This is a genomic window from Mycobacterium sp. IDUB_3 (assembly GCF_055419585.1).
The window spans coordinates 4,420,568-4,440,566 of record NZ_JBVAXZ010000001.1 but is presented as its reverse complement, the minus strand read 5'-3'; the positions used below and the strand labels follow the sequence as shown (position 1 = coordinate 4,440,566).

Sequence of the window (19,999 nt, the reverse complement as noted above, 5' to 3'; positions counted from 1 at the left end):
CGGTGACAACTCTACGCATGGCGCTACCGGTGATCGCCGAGGTTCGCTAGCAGCTTGGCGGCTGCCCGCCCGACCCGATCGTATGTAGCGCATCCACTGCCTGGCCGAGCGTCTCGACCTTGACCAACCGCAGGCCGGACGGATTGTCCGAGCTGGCCTCGTAGCAGTTCTTCGCCGGCACCAGAAAGACCGTGGCCCCGGCCGCATGCGCGGCGACCATCTTGTGGGTGATGCCGCCGATCTGGCCGACCTTGCCGTCGGACGAAATGGTCCCGGTGCCCGCGATGAAGTTCGACTTGGCCAGGTCGCCGGTGGTCAATTTGTCGACCACCGCCAGGCTGAACATCAATCCGGCCGACGGCCCGCCCACGTTGGCCAGGTTGAAGTCCACGGTGAACGGCGCCCACGGCGCGTCGAGCACCGCTACGCCGAGGAAGCCGTAGTCGCGGTCTTTGTTGGCGCCCAGCGTGATCTGCGCCACACCGGCAGGCTCGTTCTTGCGCCGAAAGTCGATCGTCGCCACCTGGCCCGGCTTGGTGTTCTTCAGCAATCCGGTGAACTCGTCGACGGTGGCCACCGGGACGCCGTTGACCGCGTCGATCGCGTCGCCGACCTTCAGCTTGCCCACCGACGGACCCGGCTCGGGCACCTTGGCGACCGTCACCGCCGCCGGGTACTTGAGGTACCCCAGGGCCGCGTAGGCGGCGCTGTCCTCGGATTGCTTGAAGTCCGCGTTGTTGGCCTTGTCGACGTCCTCCCGCGACTTACCGGGCGGATAGATGAGGTCGCGCGGCACCAGCTGCTCCTGGTCCGAAAGCCACAGCGTCAGCGCCTCGCCCAGCGTCAAGTCGTCGCGCTGGGACACCGTCGTCATGTTGAGGTGGCCGGTCGTCGGGTGGGTCTGGGTGCCCTCGATCGCTACCACCTGCTTGCCGTCGACCTCGCCGAGCGTGTCGAAGGTGGGGCCGGGTCCCAGCGACACGAACGGCACCGTCACCACCGCCAGCAACACGCCGAACGCGACGATCGGCACCAGCGCGACCATCAGGGTCAGGATGCGCCTGTTCACGCCGATCACACTAGACGGCGGCCGCGGCGCGGTGTTCAGCTACAACGTTCGGTTAGGAGGGTTCAGCTACAAGCGGACCCGAGGTCGCGCCGTCTGACCTTGTGGTGAGTACCGTTGAGGGTATGGCTGACCTGCCTTTCGGCTTCTCCTCTGAAGACGACCCCGACAAGCACGGGAAAAAAGATCCCGATTCGGGCTCGAACCCGTCCGACCCGTTCGCCGCCTTCGGCATGAGCGGTGAATTCGGCATGGGCGATTTGGGGCAGATCTTCACTCAACTGGGTCAGATGTTCAGCAGCGCGGGCACTGTCGGGCCCGGCGGAACCGCCTCGGGACCGGTCAATTACGAATTGGCACGGAGAGTCGCAACGAATTCAATCGGCTTTGTGGCGCCGGTTCCGGACACCACCAACTCGGCGATCGCCGACGCGGTGCACCTGGCGGAAACCTGGCTGGACGGGGCCACGGCCCTGCCCGCGGGCACCACCAAGGCGGTGGGTTGGACTCCCGGCGACTGGGTCGACAACACGCTGGAGACGTGGAAGCGGCTGTGTGACCCGATGGCACAACAGATTTCGACGGTGTGGGCAGCGTCGCTGCCCGAAGAGGCCAAGAGCATGGCCGGTCCGCTGCTGCAGATGATGTCGCAGATGGGCGGTATGGCGTTCGGTTCGCAGCTCGGGCAGGCGCTGGGCCGATTGTCCCGCGAGGTGCTGACGTCGACAGACATCGGTTTGCCATTGGGGCCCAAGGGAATTGCAGCGGTAATGCCCGAGGCTGTCGAGCCGTTCGCCTCCGGGCTGGAGCGGCCGCGCAGCGAGGTCCTGACGTTCCTGGCCGCGCGTGAGGCCGCCCATCACCGACTGTTCAGTCACGTGCCGTGGCTGTCGAGTCAGCTGCTCGGCGCCGTCGAGGCGTACGCGATGGGCATGCAGATCGACATGTCCGGGATCGAGGAGCTGGCGCGCGACTTCAATCCGGCGTCGCTGTCGGACCCGGCGGCCATCGAAAACCTGCTCGGGCAGGGCGTTTTCGAGCCCAAGGCAACACCCGCTCAGATGCAGGCGCTCGAACGCCTGGAAACGCTGCTCGCCCTGATCGAGGGGTGGGTGCAGGTGGTGGTGGCCGACGCGCTGGGCGACCGGATTCCCGGCGCGGCCGCGCTGGGCGAGACGATGCGCCGCCGCCGGGCCAGCAGCGGCCCCGCCGAGCAGACCTTCGCAACGTTGGTGGGGCTGGAGCTGCGGCCGCGCAAGATGCGCGAGGCCGCCGCGTTCTGGGAGCGCCTCACGGAGGCCGCCGGCGTCGACGCGCGCGACGGCATCTGGCAACACCCCGATCTGCTGCCCGACGCCGACGACCTCGACGAGCCGGCGGGCTTCATCGACCGCGTCATCGGCGGCGACACCAGCGGAATCGACGAGGCCATCGCCAAACTCGAGCGCGAGGGTCAAAACCCCGAGGACCCGGGCCCGGGTTCTGTGCATAACTGACCGGAGCCATCGCCTCTGTCGTGACACAGTTGCGCGGTGACTCAGCGCTGCCAGGCCGCGCTTTCCACCTATGCGCTGGATCCGGCGCTGCCGGTGTTGCTGCGCCCCGACGGCGCGGTCCAGGTGGGCTGGGATCCGCGCCGCGCGGTGCTGGTCCGCCCGCCGGGCGGCCTGGCCGCCGCCGAGCTGGCCACACTGTTGCGGACCATGTGGTCGCCGACCCCGCTCTCGGAGTTGCAGCGCCGCGCGCTGCAACGCGGCCTGACCGACGCCGACGGCCTGCGAAACCTGGTGGCGCAGTTGATCGATGCCGGGGTCGCCACCGAATGCGGGCGACCACGCGCCCGGGCGGCCTCGGTGCGGATCCACGGCCGCGGGCCGTTGTCCGAACTCCTGGTGGAGACGTTGCGCTGCTCGGGCGCCCGGATCGCGCACAGCAGCCAACCGCACGCCGCGGTGTCGGCCGACGACGTTGATCTGGTGGTGTTATCGGACTTCCTGGTCGCCGACCCGCACATGGTCCGCGACCTGCACAAGCAGGGCGTCGCGCATCTGTTGGTGCGGGTGCGCGACGGCATCGGGCTGGTGGGCCCGCTGGTGATCCCCGGCGTGACCAGCTGCCTGGGCTGCGCGGACCTGCACCGCCGGGACCGCGACGCGGCGTGGCCGGCCATCTGCGCGCAGCTACGCGAGACCGTCGGCGTCGCCGATCGCGCCACCGTGCTGGCGACCGCGGCGCTGGCGCTCAGCCAGGTGAACCGGGTGATCGCGGCCGTGCACGGGCAGGAGGCGGCGGCCGAACCGGCACCACCCCAGACGCTGAACGCGACCCTGGAATTCGACCTGCACTCCGCCGCTATCGTCACGCGGCGGTGGGCCAAACACCCGCTGTGCTCCTGCTGACCGCTACGGGCGATTCGACGAGCTGTAGTGAAGGCCACATCGACCGTCGAATCCGGTTGACCAGGCCGTTAATTACCGTGACAACGTGCGTTGTCGGCATCGCTCCACATCGCGCTGGCCATCATGGATGATGGGTACGTGGCTGACATCAAACGGGGCCGTGCTGCGCGCAATGCGAAGCTGGCCAGCATTCCGGTCGGATTCGCCGGCAGGGCAGCGCTCGGATTCGGTAAACGGCTGACCGGAAAGTCCAGGGACGAGGTCCAGGCCGAGCTTCTGGAAAAGGCCGCCCACCAACTGTTCACCGTCTTGGGTGAGCTCAAGGGCGGCGCAATGAAGGTGGGCCAGGCTCTGTCGGTGCTCGAAGCCGCCATTCCCGAGGAATTCGGCGAGCCGTACCGCGAAGCGCTGACCAAGCTGCAAAAGGACGCCCCGCCGCTGCCCGCCGCCAAGGTGCACCGGGTGCTCGATGCCCAGCTGGGAACCAAGTGGCGCGAACGCTTCAGCTCGTTCGACGACACGCCGGTGGCGTCGGCCAGCATCGGCCAGGTCCACAAGGGCGTGTGGTCCGACGGCCGCGAGGTGGCCGTCAAGATCCAGTACCCCGGCGCCGACGAGGCCCTGCGGGCCGACCTCAAGACCATGCAGCGCCTGGTCGGGGTGTTCAAGCAGCTCACGCCCGGCGCCGACGTCCAGGGCGTGGTCGACGAGCTGATCGAGCGCACCGAGATGGAGCTGGACTACCGGCTGGAAGCCGAGAACCAGCGCGCCTTCGCTAAGGCCTATCACGATCACCCGCACTTCGCGGTGCCGCGCATCGTGGCCAGCGCGCCCAAGGTGGTGATCCAGGAGTGGATGCAGGGCACCCCGATGGCCGAGATCATCCGGCACGGCACCGTCGAGCAGCGCGACCTGATGGGCACCCGGCTGCTCGAACTCACCTTCGACGCGCCGAGCCGGCTGGGCATGCTGCACGGCGACGCCCACCCGGGCAACTTCATGCTGCTTCCCGACGGCCGCATGGGCGTGATCGACTTCGGCGCCGTTGCCGCGCTGCCCGGCGGCTTGCCGATTGAGCTCGGTATGAGCATCCGGCTGGCCCGCGACAAGAACTACGACCTACTGCTGCCGACGATGGAGAAGGCCGGGTTCATTCAGAAGGGCCAGCAGGTGTCGGTCCGCGACATCGACGACATGCTGCGCCAGTACGTCGAACCGGTCGAGGTCGAGGTTTTCCACTACACCCGTAAGTGGCTGCAGAAGATGTCGGCCATCGAGATCGATCGGTCGGTGTCGCAGATCCGCACGGCCCGGCAGATGGACCTGCCGCCCAAACTGGTCATCCCGATGCGGGTGATCATGTCGGTGGCCGCGATCCTGTGCCAGCTGGATGCCCACGTGCCGATCAAGGCGCTGTCCGAAGAGCTGGTGCCCGGCTTCGCCGAACCCGACAGCGCCGTCGTCTAGCTCCGGCGCCCTACGCGGCGGCCCCGTCTTGCCTGCTGCCCTTGCGGGGGCGCCCGCGGGGCCGTTTGAAGCTCAGCACCGAGCCGCGGTCGATGATTTCGCCGCCCCACACACCCCAGGGTTCGGCCCGTTCCAGCGCGGCCGCCAGGCACTGGCGCCGCACCGGGCAGCCGGTGCAGAGCGTCTTGGCCCGCTCGAGATCGGCCGGGGCGTCGGCGAACCACAGGTCGGGATCGCCGACGTGACACGGCAGGGCTTGTCTGGGGACTGTCGGTGCCGACATGTCCTACCACCTACTTCCTGGTCTGGTTGCTGTCCTTAGCAGTGATCCGGACCAGGTCGAAGAGGTGCCGACCCTACAGATATGGCCACGGATCCTTGCGACTTCGGGTCCGTGGCCATTTGGGAGAAAACCGGGCTGGTGCTTACCTTGCCTTCGGTGGGCCCCCGACATCTACGGACGCGTCGGTCGCGGCGGCGGCGCGATGCTTACGCGCGGCCGCCGAGGCGGCGTGTGCGGCATGGGAGGTACCCGCGGCAAGCGCCGCGCGAACCACGCCTACACCGAACGCGTCGTTGAGCATCGTGGCCACCCTCCTTCTCCGTAGTGCCGAGTTGCGGTTTCGAGGGTAAACGGTCACCGCCGGTGACCACAACCGATTTTCTGACCAGCGGGTTTACCGGTCAGCGTCCGCGGACCACTTCCAGCACGTCCGGGCCGTACTGCTCCAGCTTGCGGGCGCCGATGCCCGGAATCGCGATCAGCGCAGCCTCGTCGCCGGGCCGCAGCTCGGCGATGGCGATCAGCGTGTTGTCGGTGAAGACGACGTAGGCGGGCACCTGCTGCTCCTTGGCGACGTCCAGTCGCCACGCCTTGAGCCGCAGCAACAGGTCCTCGTCGATGTCGCCGGCGCAGGTCTCACAGCGGCGCAGCATGACGGCCGCCGGGGTGGTCAGGTTGTTGTTGCAGATCCGGCAGCGGCTCGCCGTGCCCCGGTTGCGCCGGGACTTGTTCGGCGCCGCGTCGGCTCGCGCCTGGGGCGCGATGCCGTTGAGGAACCGCGACGGCTTGCGGCCCTGGCGCCCACCCGGGCTGCGGGCCAGCGCCCAGCTGAGGCCCAAATGTATTCGAGCCCTGGTGATTCCGACGTAGAGCAGCCGCCGCTCCTCTTCGACCGCTTCACTCTCGGCGCCATGCGCCAACGCGTGCGAGATGGGCAGCGTGCCGTCAGCCAGCCCGACCAGAAACACCGCGTCCCACTCGAGTCCCTTGGCGGCGTGCAGCGACGCCAGCGCGACGCCCTGCACCACCGGTGGGTGCCGCGAATCGGCCCGCGTCCGCAGTTCGGCCACCAGTCCCGGGAGTTCCAGCTGCGGACGCTGCGCCACCTCGTCGTCGACCAGCTCGGCCAGGGCGGTCAGCGCCTCCCAGCGCTCCCGGGCGCGGGCGCCGACGGGTTCCTCGGCCGTCAGCCCCAGCGGTTCCAGGATGGTGCGGACCACGTCGGGCAACGGACCTGCTGGCCCATCCTCAGAGCCGCGCTCCGCGGCCCGATTCAGCGCGAGCAGGGCCTGCTTGATCTCCTGGCGGTTGAAGAAGCCCTCACCGCCGCGAACCTGATAGGCGATGCCGGCCTCGGTCAACGCCTCCTCGTAGATCTCCGATTGAGCGTTGACCCGGTACAGCACCGCGATCTCCGAGGGCGGGGTGCCGGATTCGATGAGCCGCTTGATCGACGCCACGACGGCGGCGGCCTCGGCCGGTTCGTCGGGATGCTCGTGGAACGACGGCGCCGGCCCAGGCGCCCGCTGACCCACCAGGTGCAGCTTGCTGCCGGCGACGCGGCCGCGGGCCGCGGCGATCACCTGGTTGGCCAACGACACCACCTGCGGGGTGGAGCGGTAGTCGCGCTCCAGGCGCACCACGGTGGCGTCGGGGAATCGGCGGGAGAAGTCGAGCAGGAACCGCGGCGAGGCCCCGGTGAACGAATAGATGGTCTGGTTGGCGTCACCCACCACGGTCAGGTCGTCGCGATCGCCGAGCCACGCCGTCAGCACCCGCTGTTGCAGCGGCGTGACGTCCTGGTATTCGTCGACGACGAAGCAGCGGTAGCGGTCGCGGAACTCCTCGGCCACCGCCGGATCGTTCTCGATCGCGGCCGCGGTGTGCAGCAGCAGGTCGTCGAAGTCGAGCAGGGTGACGTTGTCGCCGCGGGCCTTGAGCGCCTCGTAGGCGGCGTAGACGGTGGCGACGCGGGCGGCATCCAACGGGATGTCGCGCGCGGCGGCGGCCACCGCGGCCGGGTATTCCTCGGGTCCGATCAGCGACGCTTTGGCCCACTCGATCTCGCCGGCCAGGTCGCGCACGTCGTCGGTGCTGGCGTTGATCCGGGCTCGGGCGGCCGCCCGAGCGACGACGGCGAACTTGCTGTCCAGCAGCTGCCACCCGGTGTCGCCGACCACGCGCGGCCAGAAATACCGCAGCTGCCGGTGGGCGGCCGCGTGGAACGTCAGGGCGGACACCGCGCCGACGGTGGTGTCCGCGCCCGCAGCGGCGTCGATCGTCCGCAACCTCGAGCGCATCTCCCCCGCCGCCCGCTGGGTGAAGGTGACGGCCAGCACCTGGCCGGCCGCGACGTGACCGCTGGCGATCAGCTGGGCGATCCGATGCGTGATGGTGCGGGTCTTTCCCGTTCCGGCGCCGGCAAGCACACAGACCGGGCCGCGGGGAGCCAGCACGGCCTCGCGCTGCTCGTCGTCCAGCCCGGCTGTCAAAGGATCGGCGACCGTCGGCATGGCGTCCATCTTGGCAGCGGTCGCCGACAAACCCGACGCATCGCCACGCCTGAATCGCCGGGCTTGGCGTGTCGCCCCGGCGAGTCGGCGGATCCGTCCCCCTCGCCGGGCGCGCCCGGGCCGCTCCCGCTTCGCGGAATGCATCGCCGCCGGGCTACGTTAACCATTTATGACCTCTGCTTCACTCACCGTCTACACGACATCCTGGTGCGGCTACTGCCATCGGCTGATGACGGTGCTCAAGTCCAACGGCATTCCCTACGAGGCGGTCGACATCGAGGACGACGCCGCGGCCGCTGATTTCGTCAGCTCGGTCAACGGCGGCAACAGGACGGTTCCCACGGTGAAATTCGCCGACGGGTCGACGCTGACCAATCCGAGCGCGGCCCAGGTGAAGGCGAAGCTGGCCGAGGCCGGCCACTAGGCGCCGGTCAGTCGATCGCGGCCCAGGATTCGATGATCACGCGGGCGATCGAGATCGACCCGGGCAGAAGAAGATTCGACTCCGACGAGCTGGACCAGTCCCCGGCCGCCAGCGCGGTGCGCACCTCGTCGCGCGTGAACCATGCCGCCTCGGCGATCTCGCCGTCGTTGAACGAGAATTCTTCGGCCGGGTCGGCCACGGCGTGGAAGCCGACCATCAGCGAGCGCGGGAACGGCCACGGCTGACTGCCCAGGTATCGCACGTCGCGGACGGTCAGCCCGATCTCCTCGCGGATCTCCCGGGCGACGCACACCTCGAAAGACTCACCGGCCTCGACGAATCCGGCCAGTAGCGAGAACATCCGCTCCGGCCACACCGCCTGGCGCGCCAGCACCGCGCGGTCACCTCCGTCGTGGACCAGGCAGATCACCGCCGGGTCGATACGCGGAAACTCCTCGTGACCGGTCACCGGGTTGACGCGCGACCAGCCCGCCCGGGCCGGCCTCGTCGGTGAACCGTCCACGGAGCTGAAGCGCGCCTTGTCATGCCAATTCAGCAGCGCGACCGCCGCGGACACCAGCTGGCTGCTGGTGTCGTCGAAAACCGGGCCGAGACTGCGCACGTTCACCACCTCCGCGTGGGCGGCGGGGTCGTCCGGAGCCTGCAGCGCGCCGCGGATGCCCCAGACGTGGCGGCCGTCCTCGAGGCGCCCCAGAAACACCGCCTCCGACGGCGGCTTGTCGCCCACTTCGACGGCGGCGCCGAGCACCACCCGGCCATTGGCGGCCAGCACCTGGTTGCGCGAATCCACCCGCAGCAGCGCCGCATCCGCCCAGCCCGTGGTGGCCGCCTCGACGTCGGTGCGCAGCTGATCGGCGCGGTCGGCACCCACCCGCGACAACAAGGGCACGCTGCGCAGCTGAAAGTCCGCGATCGCCATCAGTGGTCGGCGTTTCGGATGTAGAGCAGCCGATCGTTGGCCTCGATGGCATCCACTTCCGGTGCGCCGATGCGCAGCAGGTGGCCGTCGCGCACCACGCCGAGCACGATGTCGCGCAGATGCCGCGGCGATCCGCCGACCTCGGTCTGCTCGACTTCGCGTTCGGCGATGGCCAGCCCGACGTCGGGCGTCAGCAGGTCCTCGATCATCTCCACGACGCTGGGGGTGGTGGTGGCCAGCCCGAGGAGCCGGCCGGCGGTGGCCGAGGACACCACCACCGAGTCCGCGCCCGACTGCTGCAGCAGGTGCTGATTCTCGGTCTCCCGGATGGAGGCGACGATCTTGGCCTTGGGCGCGATTTCGCGCGCCGTCAGCGTCACCAGCACCGCGGTGTCGTCGCGGCTGGTGGCGACGATGATGGACGCCGCATGCTGGGCGCCGGCCAGCCGCAGCACATCGGCCTTGGTGGCATCGCCGTGCAGGGTGACCAGGCCGGCACTTTCGGCGTGCTCGAGCGTGCTGCGATCGGTGTCGACGACGACGACCTCTGTCTGCACGGTCTCGTCACCGAGGATGGCCGCGACCGCGGTCTTCCCCTTGGTGCCGTAGCCGATCACGATCGTGTGGTTGCGCACTCTGCTCCTCCAACGCTGAATCTTCCACCCTTGGCGAGACCGCTCGGAGAGCACTTCGAGCGTGGTGCCGACCAATACGGCCAGGAACGCGATCCGCAGCGCGGTGAAGATCAGGGTGTGCACCAGACGCGCGGTTTCGGTGTACGGCGTGATGTCGCCGTAGCCGGTGGTCGACAGGGACACCGCGGAGAAGTACACGCAGTCTAAAAAGGTCAGCGGTTGGTTGCGCACGTCGCGGTAACCGTTGCGGTCCAGATAGACGATGACGGCCGCGGCGAACAGCACCACCAGCGCGATGGCCAGGCGCCGGGTGATGACGCGGATGGGGCTCGCGTGGTCCTCGGGGATGCGCACCACGCCGATCAGCTGGTGACCGCGCTGAGCCGTCAGGGTTTCGTCCAGACCGCTCAGCCTTCGGGACCTACCGTTGGCCACGGCGGTCCGTCATCGGCTTACCTTCTGCGCACGCGACACGCACCGTCTTATGTAACCACGGCCACAGCTTCGCCAATACTCGGGCGGCGCAGGTCACACCCGGGCGTGACGATCGCCGGCCGGGTCCGTCAGCAGCCCCGCGACCTCGGCGGCGCTCGGCAGTTCCTCGGGGATCACGGTGGTGCGGGCGCGCACGTAATAAAAGGCGGTGCGCACCGAGGATTCCGGGATGCGCGCCAACGCCGCCCAGGCCGCGCGGTACACGGCGAGCTGGACGGCGGCCTGCCGCATCGCTTCCGGCCCGTGCGGCGGTTCGCCGGTCTTCCAGTCCACCACGGTGGCGCCGCCGTCGGGATCAGCGAAGACCGCGTCGATGCGTCCGCGCACCAGTGTGTCGCCGATCGGCATCTCGAACGGCACCTCGATGGCCACGGGAGTTCTTGCGGCCCAGGGCGATTCGGTGAAGGCATCCTGTAACGCGGCCAGTTCCGCGGTGTCGCCGACGTCGGAGTCGGCCGCGCCCGGTAGATCGCCGAGATCGAACAGACACTCGGCGCCGTAGAATTTCTGGACCCACGCGTGAAAGGCATTGCCCAGCAGCGCATGCGGCTCCGGCCGCGACGGCAGCCGGTGCCGCAACCGCTGCGCGGTGCCCGCCCGATCGCGCGCCAGGCCGACCAGGGAGCTTACCGACAGCTGGCCCGGCAGGACGGTTGCCGGCGGCTGTACCAGCCGGGCGCGCTCGGCCAGCAGTGCGTCGACGTCGGCGATCCAGCCGTCCACATCGACGTACTCGTCGGTCGCATCGGCCCGCAACGCCTGCGCCACCAGCGCGGCGCCGCGCTCGACGTCGTCGCGCCGCGCCGCCAGCGGGTCGGGCGGCCATACCGCTTCGACGACGTTGTCGCGCAGCGGGTTTCGCTCCCCATCGGCGGGCGCGGGGGCCCAGCATTCGACCTTTCCGCAGGGATCGTCGGCCGCGGCCGAATCGTCGATGATGGCCTTGATCTCGCACAGGAAGTCCGATGGGCCGCGCGGCTTGATGCCGGTGGCCCCCCAATGGTGCCCGGACACCAGCAGCGTGTCCTCGGCCCGGGTGATGGCGACATACAACAACCGGCGCTCCTCGTCGATGCGGCGCTGCTCGAGCTGGCGGCGATGCTCGGAGATCTTGTCCGACAGCTGCTTTCGATTTGTGACGTCCGAGGTGTCCATGACCGGGATGCCCAGCGCGCCCGCGGCGGCGCGGTCACCGCGCAAGAGCGGCGGCAGCTCGGCGGCGTCGGTGAGCCAGGTACTCTTCGACGCCGTCGACGGGAAGGTGCCCCCGGACAGGTGGGCCACCGCCACGACCTGCCATTCCAGTCCCTTCGCGGAGTGCACGGTGAGCACTTGGACGCGGTCGCGGGCGACCGCCAATGGTGCGGGCGCCAAACCGTTCTCGACCGACTCGGCGACATCCAGGAATGCCAGCAGGCCGGTCACCGAGGTGGCTGCCGATCCGTCCGCCGGCCCGGTCGCCGTGTCGGTGCGTTCGGCATACCCGGCGACGACGTCGGCGAATGCGTCCAGGTGCTCGGTGCCGGCCCAGCCGGCACCGACCCCCGCTGCGGCCCGGACTTCGCAGTCGATGCCCAGCACCCGGCGCACCTCGGCGACCAGGTCGGGGAGCGGATGTCCCAGGTGGGCACGCAGGGCGCTCAGTTCGGCGGCCAGTGCGGTGACCCGCTGGTATCCCGCAGCCGAATACGCCTCGGCCGCACCGGGATCGGCGATCGCGTCGGCCAGGCACACGGTGTCCGCGTCGGGGCCTGCCGCACTCGCGATCGACTCGGGCGACGACGCCTCGGCGGGCTGGGCCACCCCGCCGAGCGCGCGAGCCCGCTGCCACAGCGCCGCGAGGTCGCTGGCGCCCAGGCGCCAGCGTGAACCGGTGAGCACCCGCATCGCCGCCGCGCCGGCCGTCGGGTCGGCGACCAGCCGCAGCATGGCGACCAGCTCGGCGACCTCGGGAATGGCCAGCAGCCCGGCCAGCCCGACGACCTCGACGGGGATGCCGCGGGCGCGCAGCGCGTCGGCGATGGGTGCGGCATCGGCGTTGCGGCGCACCAACACCGCGGCCGTCGGCGGCCCGACGCCCTCGTCGCGGGCCTGCCGGTACCGCGCGTCGAGGTGATCGGCGATCCAGTCGCGCTCGGCCGTCACATCGGGCAGCAATGCGCAGCGGACGGTGCCGGGCGGGGCGTCCGGACGCGGGCGCAGCGCGTGCACGGCCACCGATCGCCGCCGGGCCTCCGCCGACACGGCGTTGGCCACCCGCAGCGTGCGCGGGGGGTTGCGCCAGCTCGTCCGCAACTCCAGGATGGGCGCGGGGGTGCCGTCGGATCGGGGGAAGTCGGTGGTGAACCGGGGCAGGTTGGTCGCCGAGGCGCCGCGCCAGCCGTAGATCGACTGAATGGGGTCGCCGACGGCCGTGAGCGCCAGCCCGTCGTCGACCCCGCCACCGAATAGTGCTGAGAGCGCGATGCGTTGGGCGTGGCCGGTGTCCTGATACTCGTCGAGCAGCACCACCCGGTAGCGACCGCGCAGGTCCTCGCCGACTTGCGGGAACCTCGCCGCCAGCCTGGCCGCCGAGGCCATCTGCATCCCGAAGTCCATCACCTTCGCGGCGCGCATGCGGTCGTTGAGCGCGTCGAGCAGTGGGACCAGCTCGGTGCGTTCGGTCTGGGTGGCCAGCAGCCGCAGCAACCACTGGCTGGGGCCGCGGTCCCGTTGATAAGAGCCCGCGGGCAGGCAGTGGATCAGCCGCTCCAGCTCCACGTGGGTGTCGCGCAGCCGGCCGGTGTCCACCAGGTGTTCGGCCAGTTGCCCCCACAGCCGCAGCACCATCGAGGTGACGGCCGCCGGGGTCTTGTCGGTCCGCAGTTCGCCGGGATAGCCGTTCACCACGTCGAAAGCCAGCTGCCACAACTCGGTTTCGCTGAGTAGGCGGGTGTCGGGCTCGACGGGCAGCAGCAGCCCGTAGTCGCGCAGCAGCGAACCCGCGAAGGCGTGGTAGGTGCTGACCGTCGGAGCATCCTCGGTGTCGACGGCCGCGCCCGGCGCGCCCAGGCCGACGCCGTCCAGCCGGGCCAATCGGGACCGGACCCGGCGCAGCAGCTGGCCGGCGGCCTTGCGGGTGAACGTCAAGCCCAGCACCTGACCGGGGTCGGCGTAGCCGTTGGCGATCAGCCACACCACCCGCGCCGCCATGGTTTCGGTCTTGCCGGCGCCGGCGCCGGCAATGACCACCAGCGGTCCCGGCGGCGCGGCGATGACGGCGGCCTGCTCGTCGGTCGGCGGGAAAAGTCCTAGCGCGCCGGCCAATTCGGCGGGGCTGTAGCGCGGCCGCGGCGGGGTCATCGTTGCGCGCCGTCGGCGTGGGCCGGACAGTTCGGCCGGATGGGACAGCGGGCGCAGCCGTCGTTGCGCCGCGCGATGAACTGCGGGCCGGACGTCGCGCCGGCCGCGCGCCCGATGACCTCGCGCCATTCGTCGCCGGCGGCGGCGGTCAACGGATCCTGTTCGCGTTCGGCCACTCCGGACGCCCCGGTCTTGCCGACGTAGACCAGCCGCGCGCCGCCGGGCTCAACGTTGTCGGTCCCGTTGCCCACCAATCCTTCTGCCACCGCCAGCTGATACATGGCGAGCTGGGCGTGTTGTTGCGCATCGTCCTTGCTGACCGGTGTCTTGCCGGTTTTGATGTCGACGATCACCAGCCGGCCGGCGGCATCGCGCTCGAGCCGGTCGACCCGGCCGCGCACCCGCACCTCGTCGCCGTCGGCGGTGGCCACGGTCCCCTCGATCTCGACCTCGACGCCGACCTCGGTCAGTGCGCCCCGGGTCTGCGCGCGCCACTCGATGAACGCCTCCAGCATGGCGCTATGCCGGGCCAACTCGTTGTCCGAATGCCATTGTGCCGCGAAGGGAAGATGCTTCCAGGCGCGGTCCAGCTCGGCGAGCAATTCCGATTCGCTCCGGTGCGGTTCGGCGATCAGGGCGTGCACCACCGACCCGATTGCCGAGCGCACGTCGCGCGGGCCGGATCCGCCATGCCGCTCGGCGAGCCAGCGCAACGGACAGTCGTTGAGGGTCTGCAGGGTCGACGGCGTCAAGGTCACCACCTCACCACTGCCGCGCAGCGGTGAGGTGGTGCTGACCGGGGTCAGGCCGTGCCAACCGGCCGGGTCGGCGCCCGGCACACCGGCTTTGGCCAACCGGGCCAATTGCGTTGCCGCACAATCGCGGGCGAGCTCGTCCACCTCGCCCTCAGGCGCGCACACCACGCCACGCAGCCGGCCGACCAGCGCGGCCGCGGACAGCACCCGCGGCGCCGAGATCGGCTGCACGCCGGCGCTATCGGCGTCGTCGTCGGACCATTGCGCGATTTCGGCGAAGAACACCGACGGCAGCGCGGCCTGTAGACCGGCCCCACCGGTGTCGCTGTCGACGGCCGTCACCAGCAACCGGCGCCGGGCCCGGCCCATCGCCGCCACCAGCAGCCTGCGTTCCTCGGCCAACAGCGGCGCGCGCACCGAGGCGTCGGCGCCGACCCCGTCCAGCACGTCCAGGAGCCGCTGGGTGGCCAGCACGCCGCCGCGCGGAACGGTGTTGGGCCACAAGCCATCCTGCAATCCGGCGATGACCACGAAATCCCATTCGTGGCCCAGCGCGGCGTGCGCGCTGAGCACCCTGACCTGCTCGGCCGCGGCGACCGGCTCGGGGGTGGGGCTCGGCAGCGCCAGCGCGGCGATGTGCTCGGCCAGACCGCGCAACGACGCGCCCGAGGTGCGCGACACGTAGTCGTCGGCGACTTCGAACAACGCGGTCACCGACTCGAGGTTCCGGGTGGCGTGGGCCGCGGCGGGACCGCCGCGCTCGCTCACCGTCAGCCAGCGGCGCTGCAACCCGGACCGGTGCCAGGCGGCCCACAGGGTGTAGCGCGGGTCGTCACCGGCGCGGTGCGAGCGCGCGGCCGCGTCCAGCACCGCGCGGACCTTTCGCAGCGGGGCGAACTGCGGACCCGGCGGCGTCGCGTCACCGGACAGCGCCTCGACCAACAGGTCGGCGAAATCGGCCGGTGCCCGATCGGGGTTGGCGCGCTGCAGTGTTCGGCGCAGCTGGCGCAGCGAAACCGGATCGACACGGCCGATGGGTCCGGTCAGCAGCGCCAGCGCCTGCTGCCCGACGAGCCCGTCGGCGGTGGCCAGCAGCACGGTGAGCAGGGCCCGCGCGGCCGGCTCCTCGGACAACGGCCCGGGGACGGCCGGCGCGGCCACCGGCACGCCGGCGGCGGCCAACGCGCGTGGCAACCGCGCACCGGCCCGCGGCACCGACCGGACGATGACCGCCATCTGCGACCAGGGCACGCCGTCGAGCAGGTGTGCGCGTCGCAGCGCGTCGGCGATGGTCGCCGCCTCGGCGTGCGCCGACGCGGCTAGCCGCACCGCGACCGACCCCTCCCCTGCCCCGGCGCCGTCGATCTGCCGGCCGCTGCTGCCGCCCGGTAACCGGCCGGCGATACCGCTGACCGCGCGCGCCACGGCGGGGGCGCAGCGGTGCGACGTCGTCAGCGTCACCGAGGGCACGTCGCCGCCGAGCAACCCGGCGGGTTCGCCACCCCGGAAACCGAAGACCGCCTGGTTGGGATCGCCGGCGAGCAGCGCCAGCTCGGCGCCCGCCGCGAGCACCCGAACCAGGCGGGCGGCCTGCGGGTCGAGTTGTTGGGCGTCGTCGACCAGCAGGACGCGGATCCGGCCCCGTTCGGCGGACAGCAATTCGGGGTCGACGGCGAACGCTTCCAGTGCGGCGCCGACCAATTCGGCGGCGCCCAGCGCGGGTGTGGTGGCCTCCGGCGCGGCCGTGCCCACCGCGGCGCGCAGCAGCATCACCTGCTCGTACTGGCGCGCGAATTGGCCGGCGGCGGTCCACTCCGGCCGCCGGCAACGACGGCCCAGCCGCTCCAGCTCCTGGGGATCCACACCGCGTTCGGCGCAGCGGGCCAATAGGTTTCGCAGCTCGGTGGCGAAGCCGGCGGTACTCAGCGCGGGCCGCAGCTGGGCCGGCCAGGCCGTCGCGGCGCGCGGCCCGTCTTCGAGGTCACCGGCCAGCAGCTCCCGGATGATGGCGTCCTGTTCGGCGCTGGTGACCAGCCGCGGCGGTGCCTCGCCGGCGCGCTCGGCCGCGCGCCGCAAGACCGCGTACGCGTACCCGTGCACGGTCCGCACCAGTGGCTCGCTCACGGCGGCCCGGCCGCCGCCGTTGGATCGCGAGCGCAACAACGCCGTCGTCAGCGCGCTGCGCTCGGCCATCCCGATCCGGCCGGAACCGGTAAGCAGCAGAACCGATTCCGGGTCGACCCCAGCGTCAATCTGGGCGACGGCGGCGTCGATCAGCAGGCTGCTCTTGCCGGTGCCGGGCCCACCGAGAATACGCAGCTGGCCGCGCGCACCTGGGTCTAAGACGCTGTGCGCTTCGGCATCCCACGTGTAGGCCATGACGGCATGACATCACGAGGGTCCGACAGATCCGCTAGCGCGCGACGAACGCGGCCTGCAGCAGCTGGTGGTCGAACCCGCCGACCGTCTCGCCGGTGACCGCGTATTGGTACACCGCGACACGGAAGATCTGGCTGAGCGCGGTCGAGATGAACGAGATGACAACGGCGAACACGAACGTGGCGGCCAGCACCGCGATGCCCAGCGGCGCGAGCCGGGCCGCGATCAGCGCGATGCCGCCCACCACGCCGCCCACCACGACCACCAGGGTGACCAGAAACGTCACCACCCCGATGGTGGCCGCCCCCGCGGCGCTCTCACCCCAGCGCGCCTTGACGGTGTCCACCGAGCGGCGCAGCGACCGAACCGGCCCGGCGCCCTCGAGCGCTATCACCGGTATGACGAAAAACGTTGCGACCGCCCATGCCGCGCCGACGAGGTCCGCGACGAGCTTGCCGACGTTGGGTAAACGCTCCTCGACCGCCTTGAGAATCAAGCCCACCGTGGTCGCCACCACCGTCCACTCCAGAATCGGACCGATCCGGCGCACCGCCGCGCTGATGCCCTCGGCGACCCTGGTGTCCTCGCCACGCATCGAGCGCACCGCGCAGGCGGCCAGCGCCACATTGAAGAAGATGGCGATGAACATGGACACATACGCCGTTGCCGCGCCCGCGATGTAGTAGACGGGGTCGTGGCTGTCCACCTGATGGCCGCCGAACACACCGCGCACCAGCAGCGTCGGCACCCAGATCGCGATCGTGGCCAGGGCGGCGAAAACGGTGGACAAGATCGGGAAACAGACGAGCGATCGGTCCTTTTTCAGAACTTTCCAGCTCTGCTGCGAAAGCGCCCAACCGCGCCTGATTCTGCCCATGACCGCTCCCGTTGGGTCGTCGACACGATCGAGCGGCTCAGCGTACCCGGCCGGCACCTACCCTGGAGGCCGGAGCGACCCACGCCCGGAATGAGGGGTTGAAGACCATGCAGGACGACGAACGCGGCAGTCCGATCGACGAGGCGCCCGAAGGCGACGCGGTGGAACAACTGCGGCCCGCAGATTCCGACGACGAGACCGGCCTGGACACCGACTACGTGACCGCCGGGGACCGGGAAGCCAACGAGGCCGACGTCATCGAGCAGGCCTACATCGTCCCCACCGAGGACGATCGCGATGACGGCCGGTGAGGACCGCCCGCGCGTCGTGACAGTGGCGGCTGGCACCATCGACGGGTGACCGCGAAGTTGCATGTGCACCGCTACGGCCCGTCGGGACCGGTCCAGATCCTGGCGCTGCACGGGTTGACCGGCCACGGCCGGCGTTGGCAGCACCTGTCCGGCTTTCTGCCCGGGATCGGCATCGCCGCACCGGATCTGGTCGGCCACGGCCGGTCCTCGTGGGCCGCGCCGTGGACCATCGACGCCAATGTCGCGGCCCTGGCCGCGCTGCTCGACGAGCAGCCCCACACCCCGGTGGTGATCGTGGGCCACTCGTTCGGCGGCGGGCTGGCGATGCACCTGGCCGCGGCCCGCCCCGGCCGCGTCGCGGGGCTGCTGCTGCTCGACCCGGCGGTCGGGCTGGACGGCGACTGGATGCGTGAGATCGCCGAGGCGATGCTGTCCTCGCCCGACTATCCGGACGCCGAGGAAGCGCGCCTGGAGAAGGTGCACGGCTCGTGGTCCGATGTCGAGCTCGCCCTGCTGGACGCCGAGCTCGACGAGCATCTGATCGCGCTACCGGGCGGGCGCTACGGCTGGCGGGTCAGCCTGCCGGCGATGATGTCGTACTGGAGCGAGTTGGCCCGCGACACCGTGCTGCCGCCGGCGAAGACCCCGACCGTCCTGGTGCGGGCCAAGCGGACCACCCCGGCCTATGTCACCGACAAACTCATCGACGCCCTGGCGGATCGGTTGGGACCGGACTTCAGGCTGCTGGATTTCGACTGCAACCACATGGTGCCCTACGCCAAGCCCGACGAGGTCGCCGCGTTGACCCGCGAGCTGTTGGAAGCCCGCTGAGGATGCCGCTGGTGACGGACGAGCAGGTCGAGCGGGTGCGGGCGCTGGTCGCCGCGATCCCGTCCGGCCGGGTGGCCACCTACGGTGACATCGCCACTGTCGCAGGGCTTTCCAGCCCGCGCATCGTTGGCTGGATCATGCGGACCGACTCCTCCGACCTGCCCTGGCACCGAGTGATCACCGCGTCCGGACGCCCGGCGCGGCACCTGACGACCCGTCAGCTGGAGTTGTTGCGCGCCGAAGGCGTGCTGGCGACCGACGGCAGGATCGCGCTGCGCGAGGTTCGCTACGAGTTTCCCGGCGGACGCTAGTGGCGATCGCCGGCGCGGCGAAGCCGGGCGCAGCGGGTCGCCACGCGGCTAGGTCAGAGCACCAGCCGGACCAGCGCCGCGGTGCGGGCCAGGCCGGGGAACGCCTCGGCGGTGGACCGCGGGTGCAGCGCATGAACCGCGAGGCGAAACATCAACGCCCGCAACAACATCTGCGGCCACTCCGGCAGCGCGTTCCAGCGCTCGATCAGGCCGTCGTCGGCCTCCCCCCAGGACAGCGCGTCGATGACGACCACGCCGGCCGCCCACGAGGCCGGCCGCCAGTACGGGGTGATGTCGGTGATTCCGGGCGCCGCCGTGCCGACGAAAAGCACTGTCCCGTACAGGTCTCCGTGCACCAGTTGGTTGGGGCTCTTGGTCGGCTTACGCAAGGTGGAGAGCTGGTGGAGCAGCTCCACCGACCGCTCGGCGTCCGCAGTCGGCGGGGCCACCCGCGCGCCCGGCGGCACCGAGGCCAGCGGCCGTTCCTCCCAGGCCGCCCGATCGGCGGCGATGAAGATGTCGACGTCGCCCCACGGCGCCGTGGGCCCCTGGGTCAGGAAGCGGGGCCGGTCCAGTTTGCCCGTCGCCTCGTGCAGGCGCACCGCGGCGGAGACGACTTCGTCATGGCGGGGCTCGGGTGTCCCGGCCACGAAGGTGTCCGCCCGCCAACCGGAAATGACGTAGCGCCCATCGGTCGAACGGACCGGCCGGGCCAGCCGGACGCCGTCGACGAACAGGGTCTCACGGACCCGCGCGGACCAGGCCGCGCGCGCGTTGTCGGCCACCAGCGACAAGACGACTTCGCCGCACCGCCAGCCGCCCTCCCAGCTGGCCCCCAGATAGACGGGTTTAACGCCGGCCAAACCAAACGCCGACAACACATGATCCGGCGGTGGCTCGACTGTCACACCGGTACTCTAAACGAGTCCAACAAGCGGCGATCGCAAGCGCGGCGAAGCCGGGCGCGGCGG

At 70.6% G+C, this 19,999-nt stretch carries 16 protein-coding genes; 7 read left to right on the top strand and 9 right to left on the bottom strand.

Annotation, left to right across the window (positions count from 1 at the left end; genetic code table 11):
* Positions 1 to 46: 46 nt before the first annotated feature.
* Complete coding sequence (locus tag ACZYVJ_RS20750; protein WP_463832762.1) at positions 47 to 1,069, bottom strand: YlbL family protein; 1,023 nt, start codon at positions 1,067 to 1,069, stop codon at positions 47 to 49.
* 104 nt (positions 1,070 to 1,173) lie between these two features.
* Between ACZYVJ_RS20750 and ACZYVJ_RS20745 the strand changes: the two genes are divergently transcribed.
* From ACZYVJ_RS20745 to ACZYVJ_RS20735, 3 genes are all read left to right on the top strand, one after another.
* Positions 1,174 to 2,562, top strand: coding sequence for a zinc-dependent metalloprotease (locus tag ACZYVJ_RS20745; RefSeq protein WP_463832761.1), 1,389 nt, complete (start codon positions 1,174 to 1,176; stop codon positions 2,560 to 2,562).
* A gap of 36 nt (positions 2,563 to 2,598) precedes the next feature.
* Positions 2,599 to 3,465 (top strand): cyclodehydratase, encoded by an 867-nt coding sequence (locus ACZYVJ_RS20740; protein WP_463832760.1) that lies wholly within the window; start codon positions 2,599 to 2,601, stop codon positions 3,463 to 3,465.
* Positions 3,466 to 3,588: 123 nt separating this feature from the next.
* The gene (locus tag ACZYVJ_RS20735) at positions 3,589 to 4,932 is read left to right on the top strand and encodes a macrolide-binding ATPase MABP-1 (protein WP_463832759.1); all 1,344 of its coding nucleotides are present in this window, start codon (positions 3,589 to 3,591) and stop codon (positions 4,930 to 4,932) included.
* Positions 4,933 to 4,942: 10 nt separating this feature from the next.
* Here ACZYVJ_RS20735 and ACZYVJ_RS20730 read toward each other — a convergent pair whose 3' ends face one another.
* Together ACZYVJ_RS20730 and ACZYVJ_RS20725 are read right to left on the bottom strand one after the other, a co-directional pair.
* Positions 4,943 to 5,215, bottom strand: coding sequence for a WhiB family transcriptional regulator (locus ACZYVJ_RS20730; protein ID WP_463832758.1), 273 nt, complete (start codon positions 5,213 to 5,215; stop codon positions 4,943 to 4,945).
* A 401-nt stretch (positions 5,216 to 5,616) separates the two neighbouring features.
* On the bottom strand, positions 5,617 to 7,728 hold the full coding sequence (locus ACZYVJ_RS20725; protein ID WP_463832757.1) for an ATP-dependent DNA helicase UvrD2: 2,112 nt from the start codon (positions 7,726 to 7,728) through the stop codon (positions 5,617 to 5,619).
* A 169-nt stretch (positions 7,729 to 7,897) separates the two neighbouring features.
* Between ACZYVJ_RS20725 and mrx1 the strand changes: the two genes are divergently transcribed.
* The gene (mrx1, locus tag ACZYVJ_RS20720) at positions 7,898 to 8,152 is read left to right on the top strand and encodes a mycoredoxin Mrx1 (RefSeq protein ID WP_463832756.1); all 255 of its coding nucleotides are present in this window, start codon (positions 7,898 to 7,900) and stop codon (positions 8,150 to 8,152) included.
* A 7-nt stretch (positions 8,153 to 8,159) separates the two neighbouring features.
* Here the strand turns inward: mrx1 and nudC are convergent, their stop codons facing one another.
* The 5 genes from nudC to ACZYVJ_RS20695 form a co-directional block, all read right to left on the bottom strand.
* The gene (gene nudC / locus ACZYVJ_RS20715; protein ID WP_463832755.1) at positions 8,160 to 9,092 is read right to left on the bottom strand and encodes an NAD(+) diphosphatase; all 933 of its coding nucleotides are present in this window, start codon (positions 9,090 to 9,092) and stop codon (positions 8,160 to 8,162) included.
* A complete protein-coding gene (locus ACZYVJ_RS20710; RefSeq protein WP_463832754.1) occupies positions 9,092 to 10,162 on the bottom strand; it encodes a potassium channel family protein in 1,071 nt (356 codons plus the stop codon). Before ACZYVJ_RS20710 ends, nudC begins: the two co-directional genes overlap by 1 nt.
* Before the next feature lie 93 nt (positions 10,163 to 10,255).
* Positions 10,256 to 13,564, bottom strand: coding sequence for an ATP-dependent helicase (locus tag ACZYVJ_RS20705; RefSeq protein ID WP_463832753.1), 3,309 nt, complete (start codon positions 13,562 to 13,564; stop codon positions 10,256 to 10,258).
* Positions 13,561 to 16,698 (bottom strand): PD-(D/E)XK nuclease family protein, encoded by a 3,138-nt coding sequence (locus tag ACZYVJ_RS20700; RefSeq protein ID WP_463832752.1) that lies wholly within the window; start codon positions 16,696 to 16,698, stop codon positions 13,561 to 13,563. The genes ACZYVJ_RS20705 and ACZYVJ_RS20700 overlap by 4 nt, the downstream gene beginning before the upstream one ends.
* 34 nt (positions 16,699 to 16,732) lie before the next feature.
* Positions 16,733 to 17,575: a DUF6159 family protein gene (locus ACZYVJ_RS20695; RefSeq protein ID WP_463832751.1), complete on the bottom strand. Its 843-nt coding sequence runs from the start codon at positions 17,573 to 17,575 to the stop codon at positions 16,733 to 16,735.
* 107 nt (positions 17,576 to 17,682) lie between these two features.
* Between ACZYVJ_RS20695 and ACZYVJ_RS20690 the strand changes: the two genes are divergently transcribed.
* The 3 genes from ACZYVJ_RS20690 to ACZYVJ_RS20680 are packed head-to-tail and all read left to right on the top strand — an operon-like array spanning position 17,683 to position 19,028.
* Positions 17,683 to 17,886: a hypothetical protein gene (locus tag ACZYVJ_RS20690; RefSeq protein ID WP_463833086.1), complete on the top strand. Its 204-nt coding sequence runs from the start codon at positions 17,683 to 17,685 to the stop codon at positions 17,884 to 17,886.
* Between the two features lie 45 nt (positions 17,887 to 17,931).
* A complete protein-coding gene (locus ACZYVJ_RS20685; RefSeq protein ID WP_463832749.1) occupies positions 17,932 to 18,717 on the top strand; it encodes an alpha/beta fold hydrolase in 786 nt (261 codons plus the stop codon).
* Positions 18,718 to 18,719: 2 nt separating this feature from the next.
* Positions 18,720 to 19,028 (top strand): MGMT family protein, encoded by a 309-nt coding sequence (locus ACZYVJ_RS20680; protein ID WP_463832747.1) that lies wholly within the window; start codon positions 18,720 to 18,722, stop codon positions 19,026 to 19,028.
* 53 nt (positions 19,029 to 19,081) lie between these two features.
* On the opposite strand, the gene ACZYVJ_RS20675 is transcribed toward ACZYVJ_RS20680, so the two are convergent.
* Positions 19,082 to 19,936 (bottom strand): TIGR02569 family protein, encoded by an 855-nt coding sequence (locus ACZYVJ_RS20675; protein ID WP_463832746.1) that lies wholly within the window; start codon positions 19,934 to 19,936, stop codon positions 19,082 to 19,084.
* Positions 19,937 to 19,999 lie beyond the last annotated feature (63 nt).